The sequence below is a fragment of the Glaciihabitans tibetensis genome (assembly GCF_003003265.1).
Classification (GTDB): domain Bacteria; phylum Actinomycetota; class Actinomycetes; order Actinomycetales; family Microbacteriaceae; genus Glaciihabitans; species Glaciihabitans tibetensis.
In genome coordinates, this window is the sequence record NZ_PVTL01000007.1 from 112125 (window position 1) to 128338 (window position 16214).

The 16214-nt window shown below is 66.5% G+C and carries 15 protein-coding genes, 1 tRNA gene and 1 pseudogene; 10 read left to right on the plus strand and 7 right to left on the minus strand.

What is annotated here, in order from left to right; all coding sequences use genetic code 11:
• Nucleotides 1-157: 157 nt before the first annotated feature.
• Nucleotides 158-592 carry a large conductance mechanosensitive channel protein MscL gene (mscL, locus tag B0I08_RS13570; protein ID WP_106213735.1) on the minus strand — a complete coding sequence of 145 codons (435 nt, stop codon included), beginning with the start codon at nucleotides 590-592 and terminating at the stop codon, nucleotides 158-160.
• Between the two features lie 23 nt (nucleotides 593-615).
• On the opposite strand from mscL, the gene B0I08_RS18235 reads away from it, so the two are divergent.
• Nucleotides 616-879: a hypothetical protein gene (locus B0I08_RS18235; RefSeq protein ID WP_342748185.1), complete on the plus strand. Its 264-nt coding sequence runs from the start codon at nucleotides 616-618 to the stop codon at nucleotides 877-879.
• Between the two features lie 14 nt (nucleotides 880-893).
• Here B0I08_RS18235 and B0I08_RS18240 read toward each other — a convergent pair.
• Nucleotides 894-1034: pseudogene (locus B0I08_RS18240) on the minus strand (FmdB family zinc ribbon protein); the annotation flags it as partial.
• Between the two features lie 61 nt (nucleotides 1035-1095).
• Nucleotides 1096-1692 carry a 5-formyltetrahydrofolate cyclo-ligase gene (locus B0I08_RS13580; protein ID WP_106213739.1) on the minus strand — a complete coding sequence of 199 codons (597 nt, stop codon included), beginning with the start codon at nucleotides 1690-1692 and terminating at the stop codon, nucleotides 1096-1098.
• 39 nt (nucleotides 1693-1731) lie between these two features.
• On the opposite strand from B0I08_RS13580, the gene galU reads away from it, so the two are divergent.
• The 5 genes from galU to B0I08_RS13605 all read left to right on the plus strand — a co-directional run bounded on the left by galU (nucleotide 1732) and on the right by B0I08_RS13605 (nucleotide 5905).
• Nucleotides 1732-2622: a UTP--glucose-1-phosphate uridylyltransferase GalU gene (galU, locus tag B0I08_RS13585; RefSeq protein ID WP_106213741.1), complete on the plus strand. Its 891-nt coding sequence runs from the start codon at nucleotides 1732-1734 to the stop codon at nucleotides 2620-2622.
• A gap of 11 nt (nucleotides 2623-2633) precedes the next feature.
• A complete protein-coding gene (locus tag B0I08_RS13590; protein ID WP_106213743.1) occupies nucleotides 2634-3296 on the plus strand; it encodes a GNAT family N-acetyltransferase in 663 nt (220 codons plus the stop codon).
• A gap of 13 nt (nucleotides 3297-3309) precedes the next feature.
• On the plus strand, nucleotides 3310-4548 hold the full coding sequence (locus tag B0I08_RS13595) for a geranylgeranyl reductase family protein (protein ID WP_106213745.1): 1239 nt from the start codon (nucleotides 3310-3312) through the stop codon (nucleotides 4546-4548).
• Nucleotides 4549-4655: 107 nt separating this feature from the next.
• A complete protein-coding gene (locus tag B0I08_RS13600) occupies nucleotides 4656-5780 on the plus strand; it encodes a hypothetical protein (protein ID WP_106213747.1) in 1125 nt (374 codons plus the stop codon).
• Between the two features lie 52 nt (nucleotides 5781-5832).
• Nucleotides 5833-5905 (plus strand) — tRNA-Ala (locus B0I08_RS13605).
• Between the two features lie 114 nt (nucleotides 5906-6019).
• Here the strand turns inward: B0I08_RS13605 and B0I08_RS13610 are convergent.
• Genes B0I08_RS13610 through B0I08_RS13620 form a run of 3 tightly spaced genes read right to left on the minus strand, consistent with a single transcriptional unit; the run spans nucleotide 6020 to nucleotide 7774 of the window.
• A complete protein-coding gene (locus B0I08_RS13610; RefSeq protein ID WP_342748182.1) occupies nucleotides 6020-6400 on the minus strand; it encodes a VOC family protein in 381 nt (126 codons plus the stop codon).
• A gap of 49 nt (nucleotides 6401-6449) precedes the next feature.
• Nucleotides 6450-7343 (minus strand): M56 family metallopeptidase, encoded by an 894-nt coding sequence (locus B0I08_RS13615; RefSeq protein WP_245884812.1) that lies wholly within the window; start codon nucleotides 7341-7343, stop codon nucleotides 6450-6452.
• Between the two features lie 53 nt (nucleotides 7344-7396).
• Nucleotides 7397-7774 carry a BlaI/MecI/CopY family transcriptional regulator gene (locus B0I08_RS13620; RefSeq protein ID WP_106213753.1) on the minus strand — a complete coding sequence of 126 codons (378 nt, stop codon included), beginning with the start codon at nucleotides 7772-7774 and terminating at the stop codon, nucleotides 7397-7399.
• A gap of 298 nt (nucleotides 7775-8072) precedes the next feature.
• Between B0I08_RS13620 and B0I08_RS13625 the strand changes: the two genes are divergently transcribed.
• The 3 genes from B0I08_RS13625 to cydD are packed head-to-tail and all read left to right on the plus strand — an operon-like array spanning nucleotide 8073 to nucleotide 14508.
• Nucleotides 8073-9686, plus strand: a complete 1614-nt coding sequence (locus B0I08_RS13625) for a cytochrome ubiquinol oxidase subunit I (protein WP_106213755.1) — start codon at nucleotides 8073-8075, stop codon at nucleotides 9684-9686.
• 17 nt (nucleotides 9687-9703) lie between these two features.
• Complete coding sequence (cydB, locus tag B0I08_RS13630; protein WP_106213757.1) at nucleotides 9704-10732, plus strand: cytochrome d ubiquinol oxidase subunit II; 1029 nt, start codon at nucleotides 9704-9706, stop codon at nucleotides 10730-10732.
• On the plus strand, nucleotides 10729-14508 hold the full coding sequence (gene cydD, locus B0I08_RS13635) for a thiol reductant ABC exporter subunit CydD (protein WP_245884813.1): 3780 nt from the start codon (nucleotides 10729-10731) through the stop codon (nucleotides 14506-14508). Before cydB ends, cydD begins: the two co-directional genes overlap by 4 nt.
• Here the strand turns inward: cydD and B0I08_RS13640 are convergent.
• On the minus strand, nucleotides 14433-15179 hold the full coding sequence (locus tag B0I08_RS13640) for a DUF72 domain-containing protein (RefSeq protein WP_106213952.1): 747 nt from the start codon (nucleotides 15177-15179) through the stop codon (nucleotides 14433-14435). The genes cydD and B0I08_RS13640 overlap by 76 nt on opposite strands.
• A 64-nt stretch (nucleotides 15180-15243) precedes the next feature.
• Between B0I08_RS13640 and B0I08_RS13645 the strand changes: the two genes are divergently transcribed.
• Nucleotides 15244-16158: an SRPBCC domain-containing protein gene (locus B0I08_RS13645; RefSeq protein ID WP_181243420.1), complete on the plus strand. Its 915-nt coding sequence runs from the start codon at nucleotides 15244-15246 to the stop codon at nucleotides 16156-16158.
• Nucleotides 16159-16214 lie beyond the last annotated feature (56 nt).

Here is a 16214-nt window from a genome sequence, read left to right on the forward strand (position 1 = left end):
AGGTGGCCGCTCGGCACGCCCCGTTCTCGGAAACCGGCACCTCAGAGCACCGCAGAGCTCCTCGGAGCACCCCAGAGCACCTCAGGGATCAGAAATGGTCGCTCAGATTTAAGCGAATCCGACGAAACCTGATACCTGAGCGGCTCGGAGGGTGCTCTTATTCGCGGTGCGACCCGCTGGAGGTCTTCGCGAGGAGGTCGCGGATCTCGGCAAGCAGCTCCAGCTCGGTCGGCGGGGTGTCTGCGGCGACCGCAGGAACTCCGGCCTCCTTTTTCTGGAACGCGCGCTTCTTCAGGTAGTTGATGGGGAGAATCAGAGCGAAATATACAACTGCCGCCACCAGCACAAACTGGATGACTGCAGCGATTACCGCGCCGAAGAGGATCTTCGCGGAGCCGTCGTCGGTGGTCGGAATCGTGACGACGAGCGCGGTGGAGAGTGACTCCGCGTTGAACAAGGCGCCGATCGCCGGGTTGAGTACTCCGGCGACGATGGCGGTGACGATCGCTGAGAACGCGGTGCCGATGACTACCGCTACGGCAAGGTCGATGACGTTTCCGCGGAGGATGAACTCCTTGAAGCCTTTCAGCATGGGGGTCTCCTTAGGAACTTGAGGTGGTGGAGGCGCTGGACGAGCTGCTTCCGGACGAGCTGCTTCCGGACGAGCTGCCACCGGACGAGCCGCTTCCAGACGAACCGCTTCCCGACGAGCTCCCGTTCGAACCCGACGTGCTCGCCGCGGCGGGCTTGCTCTCGGACTTCTTGTCCGAGGAAGAGGACCCCGAAGAAGAGGACCCCGAGGAAGAGGACCCCGAGTCCGACGATGAGCTCGACGGGCGGTCCGAGCTGCTCTTGGTGGCACGGGAGTCGTTGCGGTAGAAACCCGAGCCCTTGAACGTAACGCCGACCGCGCTGAACAGCTTGCGCAGCTTGCCGCCGCACTTCGGGCACTCCGTGAGCGAGTCGTCGGTGAATGCCTGCTGGATGTCGAATGCGGTGCCGCATTCCGTGCACCGGTAGGAGTAAGTGGGCAAGGCAGTTCGTTCCTCTGAATCATGCGTAGATAGTGCGCAGGGATGGTGCGGTGGAAGCTGCCTAACGGGCGAACGTCACCACAGAGCTGGGCGTGACCACACCATTGACTTTCTGGTCGTGCACCTCGCTGGGCACCGTGTCGACGAGCTCATGGTCGAATATCACAGCATAGACGGGTGGGCAGCGTTCCATCGATCCGAGGGTCTTGTCGAAGTATCCCCGACCCCACCCCATTCTCATGCCCGTGCGGTCGACGGATGCCGCGGGCACGATGATCAGGTCGACATCATTGATCGCGATCGGCCCGAGAAGCTCGCTCGTGGGGGTCGGCATGCCGAGACCGTCCCGACCTTCGTCATCCACCTCATCACTCGGGTTGAACGGCGCCCAGTCGAGTAGGCCGTCGAGGCGCGAAATAGGAAGGAGCACACGGATGCCACGGGCCGCAGCCCAGGCCAAAAAGTCCCGCGTGTTCGGCTCGTTCGGAGTCGACAGATATGCGGCGATATAGCTGATTCCCGGCGCCGACGCCAAGGTTTGCAGATTGTGGGTGAGTGCGGTCGCCGCGGTCTCCCGTTCGGTGGCCGTCATGGTCTGACGGCGCTCGCGGAGCTCGGCTCGCAGGGCCCTTTTTTGGTGCCCGACCTCGTCGTTCATTCCGCAATCATACGAGCAGATCACCGATAGCCTGTTGCTATGAGCACACACATAACCAAGGCAGTCATTCCTGCAGCGGGGCTTGGTACGCGCTTTCTTCCGGCGACCAAGGCCATGCCGAAAGAAATGTTGCCCGTCGTCGACAAGCCGGCCATCCAGTACGTCGTTGAGGAAGCCGTTACCGCGGGCCTCACCGACGTCCTCATGATCACCGGGCGGAACAAAAACGCCCTAGAGAATCACTTTGACCGCGTGGGGGAACTGGAAGCTACGCTTCTGGCCAAGGGCGACAAAGAGAAGCTCGCCAAGGTGAACTTTTCGACAGAACTCGCCGACATGCACTACGTGCGTCAGGGCGACCCCAAGGGTCTTGGGCACGCGGTTCTGCGCGCCAAGATGCACGTGGGCAACGAGCCGTTCGCCGTACTCCTCGGTGACGACATCATCGACGACCGTGATGTGCTGCTGTCGCGCATGATCCAGGTGCAGCTCGAGCGCGGAGCGACGATCGTCGCCCTGCTCGAGGTCGCCCCCGAGGCCGCGCACCTCTACGGTGTGGCCACGATCGAGGCGACTGAAGAAGAAGATGTGGTGCGCATCACCGGTCTGGTGGAGAAGCCCGCTCCCGGAACGCAGCCGTCCAACTTCGCGATCATCGGTCGCTACGTTCTGCAGCCGGAGGTATTCGAGGTGCTCGAGCACACTCCGCCCGGAAAGGGTGGAGAGATCCAGCTGACTGACGCACTCCAGACTCTCGCGGAAAACGACATCGCCGGGGGCGTGTTCGGTGTCGTATTCCGCGGTCGTCGCTACGACACGGGCGATCGCCTCGACTACATCAAGGCCATCGTTCAGCTTGCGGTCGACCGCGAAGACCTCGGTCCGGACCTTCGTCCGTGGCTGAAGGACTTCGTCACCACTCTGGAGTAACGAGAGTAACCATGGCCACAACCATCCCCACGCACACCGAAGGTGCCGTCACCATTCGGCCCATCCGGCTGCGCGATACTCGCTCTCTCGAACGGGAGCTCGTAGACAACCGGGGATGGTTGCGCAAATGGGAAGCAACCAATCCGCACGGCCCACTCAGTTTTGACGTACGGGGGAGCATCCGGAGCCTGCAGGCCAACGCGCGTGCAGGCCACGGACTCCCGTACGTCATTGAGTACAACGGCGAGCTCGCCGGACAACTGAACGTGTCCTCCATCAGCTATGGTTCGCTCAGCTCCGCCACCATCGGCTACTGGGTGGGGGAGCGCTTTGCCGGCCACAATGTGACTCCCACGGCGGTCGCCATGGCGACCGATCACTGCTTCTTCGGCCTCGGCCTGCACCGCATGGAAATCTGCATCCGCCCAGAGAACGCGCCGAGTCTTCGCGTGGTCGAGAAGCTGGGCTTCCGCTATGAGGGACTGCGCCGCCGCTACATCCACATCAACGGCGACTGGCGCGACCACTTCTGCTTCGCGCTCACCGTCGATGAGCTCCCGCAGGGCGTACTGCGGCGCTGGCTCGACGGCAAGGCCCCGATCGGCAACGCCGAGGTGCCCGCGGTGGACCGCACCCGGGCAATGACCCCGCTCACCGTCAGCTCCCGGCCGTAGCCCAGCAGCGCCGATGTCAGCAGAGCACTTCGACCTGATCGTCGTCGGCGCTGGCCCCGCCGGAAGTGCCGCAGCACTCGCGGCCCTCCGCGACCGCCCGGACGCCCGCGTGCTGCTGCTGGATCGCTCCCCGCTCGGCCGCGACAAAGTCTGCGGCGACGGGATCGCTCCGCACGCGGTCGCCGAGCTCGACGCGCTTGGGGTGAGCGCGGTTGATCCTGACGAGATCGTGCCGGCGGTGCGGCTGGTTTCGCCGAGCGGCGGCGGGCGGTCCGCGCTCACCCAGTCGCCCGGCTACGTGGTGCCGCGCCGCACCTTCGACGAACGTCTGGCCCGGGCGGCGATCGCCGCGGGTGCGCACTTTCGTCAGGAGCGGGTGACGACACTCACCCAAAACTCGCGCGAAGTGACCGTCAACGGTCGGCTCACAGCCCCCGTCGTCGTCGCGGCAGACGGCGCCAATTCCGTGGTGCGCCGGCTCGTCGGCGAACCCGCCAACCGTGGCCGCGCGCTCGCGGTCGCGCTGCGCGGCTACGCGCCCACCCCGCCCGGCCACGCGCACGAACTGCTGCTGCGCTGGGACATCCAGCGTCAGGGCGGCCTCTGCTATGCCTGGGCCTTTCCGACCAGAGATGGCGTGAGCAATATTGGGTACGGGATGTCGGCTGCCGGGCTGTCCCGCGTGAGTGGCAGTGGCCGGCAACACCTCACCTCGCGGTTGCGCGCACTGCTCGGCGAGTTCGACCTCACGGGGGTGGACCTCGTCGGCCACACTCTTCCGCTCACTATCCAGCGTCCGCGCGCGGCCGTTGGGCGCGTGTTGCTCACGGGCGACGCGGCGAGTCTGATCAATCCGTTCACCGGCGAGGGGATCTTCACCGCGCTGGCCTCCGGCGCCCTGGCCGGCAGAGTCGCGGTGTCCGACAGTGCAGCCGTGTCTGGCAGCGCCGCGGTTTCTGACAGGGTCGCAGTGTCTGGCAGCGCCGCGACACACGCAGACACCCCGGCCGCGCGCTATACGCGGCAGCTGCGTCAGCGCTTCGGACGCCAACACCGCCAGAGCGCGCTGCTGTACCCGCTGCTTGAGTCGAGACGGGTGCTCGACGCCGTGATCCGTGCGTGCGGCGCCGACATCCGCACATTCGATCGTCTTTTGGATGTCGGGCTCGGAGACAGCAGCTTTGCCCCGCGCGACCTGCTGCGACTCGTGGGAACACGGCGGCCGGACGGAGAGCGGATGCCTCGTGGGTAAGCCAGCGTGTAGGTCCGTGAGTAAGTCCGTGCGTAAGTTTCGAATCTTCGGCGCGGCTACAGCGCGGCACACCCGCATTTGCCTTGCTTACTCATACCGTTAGCACCATGGAAATTTCGGGCCTCGGAGGCGGACTTATGTTCGCTGCTGCCGCGGGCCTGTGGCTGGTGTACCTGATGCCGACCTGGTTCAGGCGGCGTGAGTATCTCGCCACGGAACGCAACGCGGTGCGCTTGCAGCAGACGCTGCGTGTTCTCGCGGAGACGTCGGAAGTTCCCACCATCGTGCGTGCAGAAACGTCTGCCCACAGCATCGCCGCGCAGGAGAGAGCCCTGCGCGAGCAACGGCAGCGATCCCTCGCGATCGCCCGATCACGGGACGCGGCCGCCGCCCGCACCCACAACGCCCAAATTCTCACCGACCAGGCAGAGGACACGCGTGCGCTCGCCGAAGCAGTGGCGCGTGCGAAGTCAGCCGCAGCTCAGGAGCCCCCGACCGTGCATTCCACACCGTTTGTTGCTCCGACTTCGCCTCGCATCCTCGCGGCTCGTCGCCTTCGCCGCACCCGCGCGACCGCCTCCCTCGTCGTGTTAGCCGCGCTCCTCGTGATTGCCGTGCAGGCGATCGTTATGGTCGCCACCGGGGCCGCCGGAGCGGGCGGTGCCGTCATCGGCTTCGCCTCCATCGCCGCGCTCACGGGAGTTGCCGCGCTGGTACGCCTCGCGTCCGTTGCCCGACGCAAGGCCGCCGCGCCGGTTGCTGCCGTCCGCCCCGCGCGCACCCGGATGAGCCGGGCCGCGGCCCCCGCTGCTCCCACCGTCGCGGCGGCGCCTGCAGCGTGGACCCCCGTGCCAGTTCCGAAGCCGCTCTACCTCTCCCGCACCGAGGTCGCTTCCGCCGCTCGTCAGGCATCGACAGCTTCTGCTGGCTCCGCGGCCACTACAGTCGCGATGGCCGCTGCGGCAGCGGAGGCCGAGCACGAGCTTCGCTCGGCCGCAGCACAGGCGGACGCGAGGCTCCGCGCGGCCCAGGCCGCGCCCGAGGTTGTGCCGATCGTGGCCGCTGTTCCTGTAGCCGCTGTGCCGGCAACCGCTGCGCCGACAATCGCTGTGCAGGCAACCGCTGTGCAGGGGCCGCCCAGCCGCTTCGCCCGGATGGGAATCGTTGATCCGAGCGAAGTTATTGGCACCGACCTCGACGCCGTGCTGCGCCGCCGCCGTCAGGCAAGCTAGCGACGATTATCGAAACTGCTGCAGAAGCTGGTAACGTTGCCACGCAGCAAACGGGCCCTTGGCGCAGTTGGTAGCGCGCCTCGTTCGCATCGAGGAGGTCAGGAGTTCGAATCTCCTAGGGTCCACAACCTGTACTGCATCACATCTGCATCGCATCACAACCTGCAGACATCACGAAAGAAGCTCCGGCACACGCCGGAGCTTTTTTCGTGATGTGGGGGCTAGGGGTAGCCCTGGGCTCACAGCATCTGCGTGACGCAGAGGAAGTTGCCCTCGCTGTCGCGGAACCACGCGGTGCGCATGTCAGCGTCGGTCGCGATGCCGTCGACGGTCTTGAGCCCGGGAACGTCATAGTCCTCGAACACAACACCGTGCTCGCGCAGCTGCCGCATCTCGGCCTCGATGTCGTCGGTCGACCAGCACATCTGGGTGTTCTGGGCCGTTCCGGCGTTGGGCGTCTCGTAGAGGTCGAAGTAGGTTCCCCCATCGGTGTGGTAGGTCACCAGGCCTTCGTGCTCCTGGTCGGGGTCGAGCCCGAGCTTGTCGTGGTAATACTGCCGGGCGCGCTGTAGGTCTTTCGCGGGCAGCACCGTGTGCGCTTCCTTCAACATGTCACTCATCTCCTTTGATGTGTGTCTTGCGTGTTGTGTCTCTCGTGTGATCAGTAATTTACGCCGATGGAAGCACGAGCAACACCGTCGGCACGACGACGAGCGCCAGCGCCACGGCGACCACGAGAATCCGCCCAGGGACGGCAACGGGAGGCCGCCCGTCGATGAGACGACCGACCCGGGCGGCGAGCTGTTCGCGCGAGACAGCCGCGGGGGCCCAGCTGTCGTAGGGCTCCGACGCGGTCACTGCGCGCGGTGTCTCGCTGCTCACGAGGGCGATCGCGGTGGCGAGTGTCTGGTCATCCACCACACGCCGAGCGTAGTCATCCGCCAACATCTCCACCAACAGCGCCACTTCCCGGTGCGCGCGGGTGGCGATGGGAAACCACGGCAGCGAGCTACGCCAGGCGCCGAAGGCCATGAGCACCATGTAGTGGCGCTGGAGCAGGTGTGCCTTCTCGTGCTCGATCACGCCCGCCAGTTCGCGGTCGCCGAGTAGCTCGAGAAGCCCCGCGGAGAACACCGTCACCGAGTGGGCGGTGCCCGGGAGGCAGTAGGCGACGGGCACGCTGTGGTCAATCAGGCGGGTGTGGGGACTGCCGGGAACCGGAGAGCTGAGGAGCTCGACGAGCTGCCGGTGCCTGCGACGCTGACGCTCGCTCACGACGATCGTCAGCACCAGGTTCAGCACGAGGTGCAGTCCGAGCAACACGGCCCCACACAGGCTTGCCAGGTGCAGAACGTCGACCGTGGAGATCGTCGAACCCGTCATCAGGGCGCGCAGCAGTCCGTCGGCACTCGTGAACAGGTTGTCGCCGAAGGGTACAAGGCCGAACGCGAGCAACGATCCGATCATCGACAGCCCACCCGCGAGAGCGATGCCCTGCCAGAGCAGCAGGGCCGTCGCCGGTGCGCGCCATGGCCAGGTCGCGCGCGCGAGCACGACGGGCACCGGCCAGGCGAGGGTCAGCGCGAGAGCCGCGAGGAAGGCCGATGCTGTGAGGATCAGCGACCGCTTGACTCGAGAAGTTTGCGGAGCATGTCGGTCTCACCGGAGCTCGCCTGGCCGATGAAACGCTCCAGCACGGCGACCCGGTTCGACGCCCCACCGAGTACCTCGTGCATGAGCTCGGCCATGTGATCTTCGCGGGATGCCGCGGACCGGTACCGATGGGGACGGGACGCGCGTTCGCGTTCGACGAACCCCTTTTTCTCGAGGCGGGAGAGCACCGTCAGGATTGTCGTGGCCGCGAGCTTTTTTGAGGAGTCGGGAGCGGATGTCGCGAGCCGATCTTGCAGCTCATAAGCCGACAGTGTCTGCACACGGGGGGACTCCCACAGGATGTCCATCACGGAGCGTTCCAGTTCACCGAGAGTCACCATGTGGACCGCCACCCTTCGCCTGTTGAAACGTCATTCGAGTTGAAAACTGATAAAAAGTCTGTCGAACGGCGGGAACAGGTCTTTGGTCACTGGTTCCGCCGTCTATCCACCAATTAGATAGGGACACGTAGATTCAGGCTACCCCAGTGTCCTGCCCAGTTCTACTTCGTGTAGAAATGTGTTCTACACTGACGTAGAAGTGAGTTCTACGCGTGCGTAGAAATGCCTGAGAAATGCGTAGAGATACGCAGGAGCACGAAGAAATACCCCCTAACGAGTCCCGAGTATTGGTGGAAATGTGGATCCGGTCGAGATCGCCCGTTGGCAATTCGGTATCACCACGGTGTACCACTTCTGGTTGGTTCCGCTGACCCTGGGTCTTGGGCCCCTTGTCGCTCTAATGCAGACCATGTGGGTGCGCACCGGCAAAGAACGCTACCTGCGCATGACCAAGTTCTGGGGCAAGCTCTACCTCATCAACTTCATCCTCGGTGTTGCCACCGGGCTCGTACAGGAATTCCAGTTCGGAATGGCCTGGAGCGAGTACTCCCGCTTTGTGGGCGACGTCTTCGGGGCGCCCCTGGCGATGGAGGGGCTGCTGGCCTTCTTCTTCGAGTCCACGTTCCTCGGACTGTGGATCTTCGGATGGACCAAGCTCCCGAAAAAGATCCACCTCGCCTGCCTGTGGATCGCGGTCGCCGGGTCGATCGCCTCCGCCTACTTCATCCTGGTCGCAAACTCCTGGATGCAGCATCCCGTCGGTGTTGAATTGGTCGACGGCAGGCCCGTGATGAACGACATCTTCGCGGTACTCACCAACAACACGGCGATCTCGGCCTTCACCCACTCCATCTCTGGCGCGATTGCGGTCGGCGGCGCGTTCCTGCTGGGTATCGCCTGGTATCACCTGTGGCGTCGCCGCAAGGACGGTATCGACACCGTCGACGCCGACAAGCGCGTCATTGTGGGAGAAGCGCCGGAGATCGGTGGACGCGACAAGGAGGACTTCAAGGTCTGGATCACGTCGCTGCGCATCGGCGCGGTCGTCGCGATTCTGGGATTCGGGGCCGTCGCGATCACCGGCGACCTGCAGGGCAAGCTGATGTTCGAGCAGCAGCCCCTCAAGATGGCCGCCGCAGAGGCCGCGTGCCAGGACGGCACAAGCTTCTCCGTACTGTCGATCGGCGACCTCGGGTCGAGCGATTGTAACGACGTCGTCGGCCTGATCGAGATTCCCGGTCTGCTGTCGTTCCTCGCCCACGGTGACTTCGACACCGAGGTGCAGGGCGTGAACACGCTGGTTCCTCAGTACCAGGAGGCCTACGGCACCAACATTCCCGACGAGGCAATCTACGGGGAGCGTGCCGGCAGCGAGATCAACTACGTGCCGATCATGGAGGTCACCTACTGGGGCTTCCGACTGATGATCGGATTCGGTGGCCTTGCCGCCTTCGCCGCCGTCGTTGCGCTCTGGATCACCCGGAAGGGCACGGTGCCGGAGTCCAAGTGGATCCAGCGACTGGCGATCCTCGGCATCCTCGCTCCCTTCGCGGCAAACTCCGCGGGCTGGATCTTCACCGAGATGGGCCGCCAGCCGTTCTCCGTTGTTCCGAACCCCACCCCGAGCGGCGTGGACGGCGTGTTTATGTTCACCGCAGCGTCGGTCTCGCCGGGCGTCGGTGCGGGGGAGATGCTGTTCTCCCTGATCACCCTGACCCTGGTCTACGGTGCCCTGCTGGTTGTCGAGGTGAAGCTGCTGACTAAGTACGTGCGCGGTGGTGTGGTGTCGGCGATGCCCGAGATCGCGCACCGGAGCGACAACGACGACCACAGCGACGATGACACCACCGGCTCCGGCGACAAGACCCGCGCCACAAGATCCGGCGACGACGTCCTGTCGTTCGCGTACTAGGTCGAGGAGGAGACACCATGGATGTTCTGCCCACAGTGTGGTTTATCGCCATCTCCGTGCTCTGGATCGGCTACCTGCTGCTCGAGGGGTTCGACCTCGGCGTCGGAATGCACATGCTGTTCAGCGCCAAGAACGACACCCAGCGCCGCGTGATGCTCAACACCATCGGCCCGGTCTGGGACGGCAACGAGGTCTGGCTGATCACCGCGGGTGCGGCCACCTTCGCCGCATTCCCGTTTTGGTATGCGTCCCTGTTCTCGGCGCTCTACCTGCCGTTGCTCTTCGTGCTGCTCGGACTCATCTTTCGCGCCGTGGCCATCGAGTACCGCGGCAAGGGGCACACCGACCGGTGGCGCCGAAACTGGGACCTTGCCCTCGGGCTCGGCTCGCTCGTCTCCGCTTTCGGTGTCGGCGCAGCGCTCGGGCTGACCACGACGGGCCTGCCCCTCAACGAGAACGGCGACCGGGTAGGCGGTGCCTTCGCGTGGCTCACCCCCTACGCCGTGCTCGGCGGCCTCGCGGTCGTCGGGTTCTGCCTCGTGCACGCGGCCACCTTCCTCGCCCTCAAGTCCGACGGCACCGTGCGCGTCTTCGCGAACAAGTTCTTCCTCCGCTGGGCTCCGATTCTTCTGCTGCCGATCGTCGCGTGGGTTCTTGTTGTGCAGTTCCAGAGCGGCAAGCTCTACACGCTCGCCATCGTGGTCGTTGCGGTCGTGGCGATTGTCTGGGCCTACGTCAACGCCCGAGCGGGCCGCGAGGGTCGCGCGTTCGCCGGAACGGCGATCTTCCTCGTCGCCGGTGCGGCGTCGATCTTCGCCAACGTGTTCCCGGTCGTGCTGCCGTCGACCCTCGACCCCGCGTTCGACCTCACGGTCTCGAACGCGTCGAGCGGTGACTACACCCTCGGTGTGATGACGTGGGTCGCGGCCTTCGCCCTCCCGCTGATCCTCGCCTACCAGAGCTGGACCTACTGGGTCTTCCGCAAGCGCGTCAGCGACCACCACATTCCCGAGGCGCACCTGATTGTGCCCGCCATCCGCAAGTGAGTCGCACCACCCTGCCTCGCACCTCTTTGCCTCGGACCGCCCTGCCTCGCGCCGCCGACCGGCTGAGGCTCGCTGCCGACACGGCGTTCGCCCGTGCCGGTCTCGGTCCGGGAGGCATGCGCACCCTGTACGTGCTCGGCATCCTCAGCGCACTGAAGGGCCTCGCCCTCGTTGGGCTGGCCGAGTCGCTTGCCCGGGGCGTTGTGGGCGTTATTCAGGGGGCGGATGATTGGAGCCTCTGGCTCGGGCTCGGTGTCAGTTCCGCGATCCTGCGCGCAATCGCACACTGGGCCACCCAGGCGTTCGCCGCCAGGGAGGCGCTCGGAGTCAAGGAGGCGACGCGCCAGGACCTCGCGGACAAGCTCGTCGGCGACGGCGGCAGCTCCGTTGGGGCGATGACGTCGCTCGCAACCCAGGGGCTCAACGAGCTCGACAAGTATTACTCGGTGGTGCTGCCCGCGGTGACGAGCGCCGCCGTCATCCCGGCCCTGATCGGCGTGCGTATCCTGTTCGCCGACTGGGTCAGTGCCCTGATCGTGGTGCTCACGATTCCGCTCGTGCCCGTCTTTATGGCGCTGATCGGTATGCACACGCAGGAACGCGTCTCCGCGGCATCCGCTTCGCTTGGACGCCTCTCCGACAATCTGGTTGAACTCGCCCGGGGCCTGCCCGTGCTGGTCGGTCTCGGCCGGGTCGAGGAGCAGACCGAGGCACTGCGCACAATCTCGGACAACTACCGGCTGCGCACGATGGAAACGCTCCGCACCGCATTTCTGTCGTCCCTTGCGCTCGAACTGATTTCCACGATCTCTGTCGCGGTGGTCGCGGTATTTGTGGGCGTGCGGCTGGTGGATGGCTCGCTGCCGCTGGAAATCGGACTGCTCGCACTGATTCTGGCGCCAGAATGCTACGCGCCGTTCCGCGACCTCGGCGCTTCGTTCCATGCGGCCCAGGACGGTGTGCTGTCGCTCGGGCGTGCGCGCGGGATCATCGCGGCGCGCTCTCCCGAACAGTTCGTTACTCCCGCAGCGACGCCAGCCGTGACGCCCGCCGTGACGGCCGCAGCGACGCCCGCCGTGACGCCCGCAGCGGCCGCTGAGCGCGGCGCTCCTGCAATCCGCGTGACCGACCTGACCGCGCAGTACGACGGACGCGGTGAACCGGCCGTCGACGCGCTCAGCTTTGTCGCGCCCGCCGGCGAGATCACGGCGATCTGTGGCGTGAGCGGCAGTGGTAAGTCCACCGTGCTCGCGATTCTCGCGGGGCGCCTGCGCAATGGCACGGATGGGGCGATCCTGGCCGGAGAAGTTACCGGAATCGACGTCGGGCGGCTCGCCTGGGTTCCGCAACACCCGCACACGGTTGGTGCGACCGTGCGGGACGAGCTGCGGTTGTACGGCGGGACCCGGCATCCGGCACTGGCATTCGACACCGCTCTCGGGCTTGAGCTCGAGCTCGAGAGCACGCTCGACGCCCGCATCGACACCCTGCTGGCCGAGCTGCGGTTGTCGCACACGGTCGACGCCGATCCGGCCCAGCTGAGCCCGGGCGAGCTGCGCCGGGTCGCGGTCGCACGCGCCCTGCTCCGGGTCGACGCCGGCGCCGAGGTAGTGCTGCTCGACGAGCCCACGGCCCACGTCGACGCTCACAGCAGCCGCATCATCGAGGACAGCATCGCCGCGCTGCGGGGTCGTGTGACCGTCGTGCTGGCGTCGCATGAGGTGGGCGTGACCAACCTCGCGTCGGTGCGGGTGTACCTCGACAGCAGCGCTGCCGGGCGGGACGACGCCGTTGGGCAGGCGCAGGCGCAGGGGCAGGGGCTGGGTCAGGCGCAGGTCGCCACACCGCATCGGGTCGCGCACGAGACATCCGCCATCGAACGTCCCCTGGTCAACCAACCCTCGCCCGTCTCTACACCCGCCTTCACACCCGTCGCCACACCCAAAGCCCAACCCGCACCCGCACCCGGCGCGCTGCGCCTCATCCTGTCAATCCTGCGTCCCGCGAAGTGGCGCTTTGTGTTCGCGGTCTTCCTCGGGGCGCTCGCCGCGCTGTTCGCCGTCTCATTGACCGCCACCTCCGGCTGGCTCATCGTGCGGGCGAGCCAACAGCCCTCGATGATGTACCTGATGGTCGCCATCGTGGGCGTGCGTTTCTTTGGTGTGGGCCGCGCCACCCTGCGCTACGCGGAACGCCTCGTGACCCACGACGGCATCTTCGCGGCGGTCACCTCGCTGCGGGTGCGCATCTGGAAGTCCCTCGCCGAACGCGGCACAAGCTCCCGCGCCCTGCTGCGCGGGGGAACCGCCCTCGACTACCTCGTGGTCACCGCCGACGCGGTGCGCGACCTCGCCCCGCGCGTGCTCATGCCGCCTGTCGTCGGCCTGCTGACCGGGGTCGCCGCGGTGATTGGCGTTGCGATGCTGCATTCCCCGGCCGTGCCCGTGCTCGTCGTCAGCCTGGTGCTGTCCCTGTTCGTGGCGCCGGCGCTCGCGACCTGGGGTGACCGGAGGGCGAGTCGCGGACAGCAGCTGATTCGCTCCGAAGTGACGCGCCGCTTTGCCGCGCTCCTCGCCGCCGCTGATGACCTTCGCACCAACGCGGTGGACTCCGCAGAACGTGCGAGCCTCCGCGGGCTCGACGCGCGCGCCGGGGTTGATGCACGCCGCAGCGCCTGGGCGCTGGGCCTCGGCGGGTCGTTCACCGTCGCCGTCAACTGCGTGACCGCCGTGCTGATGCTCTGGGTGTCTGCGCCCGCGGTGGCCGCAGGCACGCTTCCCGGCGAGGTGCTCGCGGTTCTCGTGCTGCTCCCGCTCGGCCTGCTCGAGCCGTTGCTCGGCGTCGTCGACGCGGTGCAGCAGTGGCCGGTGCTGGCGCAGGCGGTGCGGCGCCTGGCGCCCTTCACGCCAAGCACGGCCGCGGGTTCCTCTGCCGTCCCCGGTGTGGACCTGCCCTCCGACGTCGACCAGATCGCCCTGCGTGACCTCTCCGCCCGCTGGCCAGACACTGGCACCGACACCGACACCGACAGCGACAACGACACCGATGTCTTCTCGGGACTCAATGCCCACGTCGGACTGGGGGAGTGGCTGGTCGTCTCCGGCCCGTCCGGTTCGGGAAAGTCGACCCTGCTCACGGTGCTGCTCGGTTATCTCCAACCCTCCGGGGGAAGCTACCTTGTCGACGGGCTCGACTCCCGCATCCTGGATACGCGCGCGCTTCGCCGTCACATTGCCTGGGCGCCGCAGGAGGGACACCTCTTCGACTCGACCCTGCGAGCGAACCTGCTGCTGGCGCGCTCGCGGCAGGACGCCCCGGACGAAGCAGAAATGATCGACGCCCTCCGCCGGGTGGGACTCGCAGAGTTTTTGGTGTCGCTTCCCGACGGCCTCGACACCCGCGTCGGTTCGGAGGGCGCGCAGCTCTCCGGCGGGCAGCGGCAGCGCGTCGCCGTCGCGCGCACCCTGTTGACCCGCGCCGAAGTGGTGTTGCTGGATGAACCGACCGCACACCTGGACGGTGAAGCGTCCGCGCGCCTCATGTACGACCTGCGCTCGGCACTCAGTGATCAGATCGCAGTGCTGGTGACCCACCACCTCGCCGACCAGCGCGACGGCGACCGGGTGCTGCAGCTGCAGGGCTCATCTGTTCAGAGCCGGCAGTTTCAGAGCCAGCAGTTTCAGAGTTCGCCGCCCCCGACTCACGCACCGTCGACAAACGCCCGCAGCGTCTCGGCGTTGCGCACCGCGTTGCCCCCGCCATCGTTGTTGAAATAGGCGAACACCTCCCGTCCGCCAGCATCCCGTCCGCCGGCCTCCCACTCGCGGATCCGGTCGGCCCACCACCTCAGGTCCTGGTCCGAGTACGACCCGCCGTAGAGGGAGTCTGTGTCCGGCCCGTGCAGTCGCACGTAAACGAAGTCCGCGGTCGCCCGCAACACGCACGGCAGCCCCGCGCCGCTCATCACGCAGTAGGCCGCGCCAAACCGTTCGAGCAGGCGGTAAACGTCGTCGTGATTCCAGGTGGGATGCCGCAGCTCCACACTCACCCGAATCCACGACGGTAGCGCTGCCAAGAAATACTCGAGGCGAGCGTCATCCCGCTCCATCGAGGGTGGCAGCTGCACCAGCAAAACCGCGCGCTTGGCACCCAGTTCGTGCCAGCTGCGCGCGATCCGTTCCGCCCAGACCTCGGGCGCGTACAGCTTCTTCGCGTGGGTCAGACCACGCGGCGCCTTCACGGTGAGCAGAAACCCCGGCGGCAGGCGGCGGTTCCACCCCGCGAAGGTGCTCTCCCTCGGCCAGCGGTAGAAGCTCGCGTTCAGCTCGACGGTGGAGAAGCGCTGCACGTAGTGCTGCAGTCGGTCCCGCGGGGGGAGCCCGGGTGGGTAGAGCACGTTCTCCCAGTGGTCGTAGCTCCACCCGGACGTGCCGATGTGTGCGCTCATGCCTCGATTCTGCCGCAGCAGGGCTTGTGTCTCGGGGGAGAAAACTGTTGGATCGCGAGGGAAAGTGAGGGAAAGCGAGGCGACGATGAACCCCGACCTGACGGAACACAACGGGCGGCATCGCCTGCGGATGCATCGCAGGTTTGACCAGAGCCAGCAGGACGTCTGGCCCGCGCTGGTCGAACCCGAGCTGCTCAGCCGGTGGTACCCGGCGACCGTCGACGAGCTGCAACCGACGGTGGGGGGAGCGATTCGTTTCAGTTATTCGACCGCCGGTGGCGAGCAGATGCGCGGAACGGGACAGGTGACCGAGTACCAGGAGCCCGAGGTGCTCGCCTTTGTGGAGCTGGCGATGGAGGACATGCCGCGCGAGGGCGACACCCTGCTGCGGTTCGAACTCCGCACGGACGGCCCAGGCTGCATCCTCCTTTTCTCGCAGGAGTTCGACGATCGCCCCGCCGCAGCGGCCTACGCCGCCGGGTGGGACGCCTGTTTCGATGCGTTGGGAGGGGTGTTGAGCGGTGCCTCCGGCGGGGACTATGGCGCGCGCAACGGCGCGGCCTCGGGAGCGACCCCCGGCCTCGCCCGCTACGAGATGTACGTGCACCTGTTCGGCCTCGATCAGCCCGCGGTGAGTGCGACCGAGGTCGCGGTCGAACGCCAACTGATGATGCGGAGCCCCGAGCAGGTGTGGCGGCTGCTTGCACCGGGAGGCATGCCCGCGCTGGAGAAACTCGTGCCCGCGGGGCTCGGGGCCGGTCGGGTGGTGGAGGTCGTCGAGCGTGAGCGAATCACCGTGGCCCTGCCGGATCGCAGCCGCGTGCAGTGGGAGCTGACGACCGGCCCCGGGGGAGCGCGCCTACTCGTCAGCCAGGGTCCACTGCACGGGACGAGTACCGGGACGCAGTGGCGCGACCACGTTGAATCGGTCGCGGAAGAAATCTACGCGCTACCCGACCCGGCAGAGCAACCGAGCTGAGCCGCACTGACCAGCCAAGCTGAGCGGCCGAGCTAAGCAACAAAGCTGAGCAACCA

What these genes read in the sequence shown, in the direction of transcription:
- mscL (WP_106213735.1), bottom strand. Translation starts at nt 592, where the DNA reads ATGCTGAAAGGCTTCAAGGAGTTCATCCTCCGCGGAAACGTCATCGAC.
- B0I08_RS13580 (WP_106213739.1), bottom strand. Translation starts at nt 1,692, where the DNA reads ATGAACGACGAGGTCGGGCACCAAAAAAGGGCCCTGCGAGCCGAGCTC.
- galU (WP_106213741.1), top strand. Translation starts at nt 1,732, where the DNA reads ATGAGCACACACATAACCAAGGCAGTCATTCCTGCAGCGGGGCTTGGT.
- B0I08_RS13590 (WP_106213743.1), top strand. Translation starts at nt 2,634, where the DNA reads ATGGCCACAACCATCCCCACGCACACCGAAGGTGCCGTCACCATTCGG.
- B0I08_RS13595 (WP_106213745.1), top strand. Translation starts at nt 3,310, where the DNA reads ATGTCAGCAGAGCACTTCGACCTGATCGTCGTCGGCGCTGGCCCCGCC.
- B0I08_RS13600 (WP_106213747.1), top strand. Translation starts at nt 4,656, where the DNA reads ATGGAAATTTCGGGCCTCGGAGGCGGACTTATGTTCGCTGCTGCCGCG.
- B0I08_RS13610 (WP_342748182.1), bottom strand. Translation starts at nt 6,400, where the DNA reads ATGAGTGACATGTTGAAGGAAGCGCACACGGTGCTGCCCGCGAAAGAC.
- B0I08_RS13620 (WP_106213753.1), bottom strand. Translation starts at nt 7,774, where the DNA reads ATGGTGACTCTCGGTGAACTGGAACGCTCCGTGATGGACATCCTGTGG.
- cydB (WP_106213757.1), top strand. Translation starts at nt 9,704, where the DNA reads ATGGATGTTCTGCCCACAGTGTGGTTTATCGCCATCTCCGTGCTCTGG.
- B0I08_RS13640 (WP_106213952.1), bottom strand. Translation starts at nt 15,179, where the DNA reads ATGAGCGCACACATCGGCACGTCCGGGTGGAGCTACGACCACTGGGAG.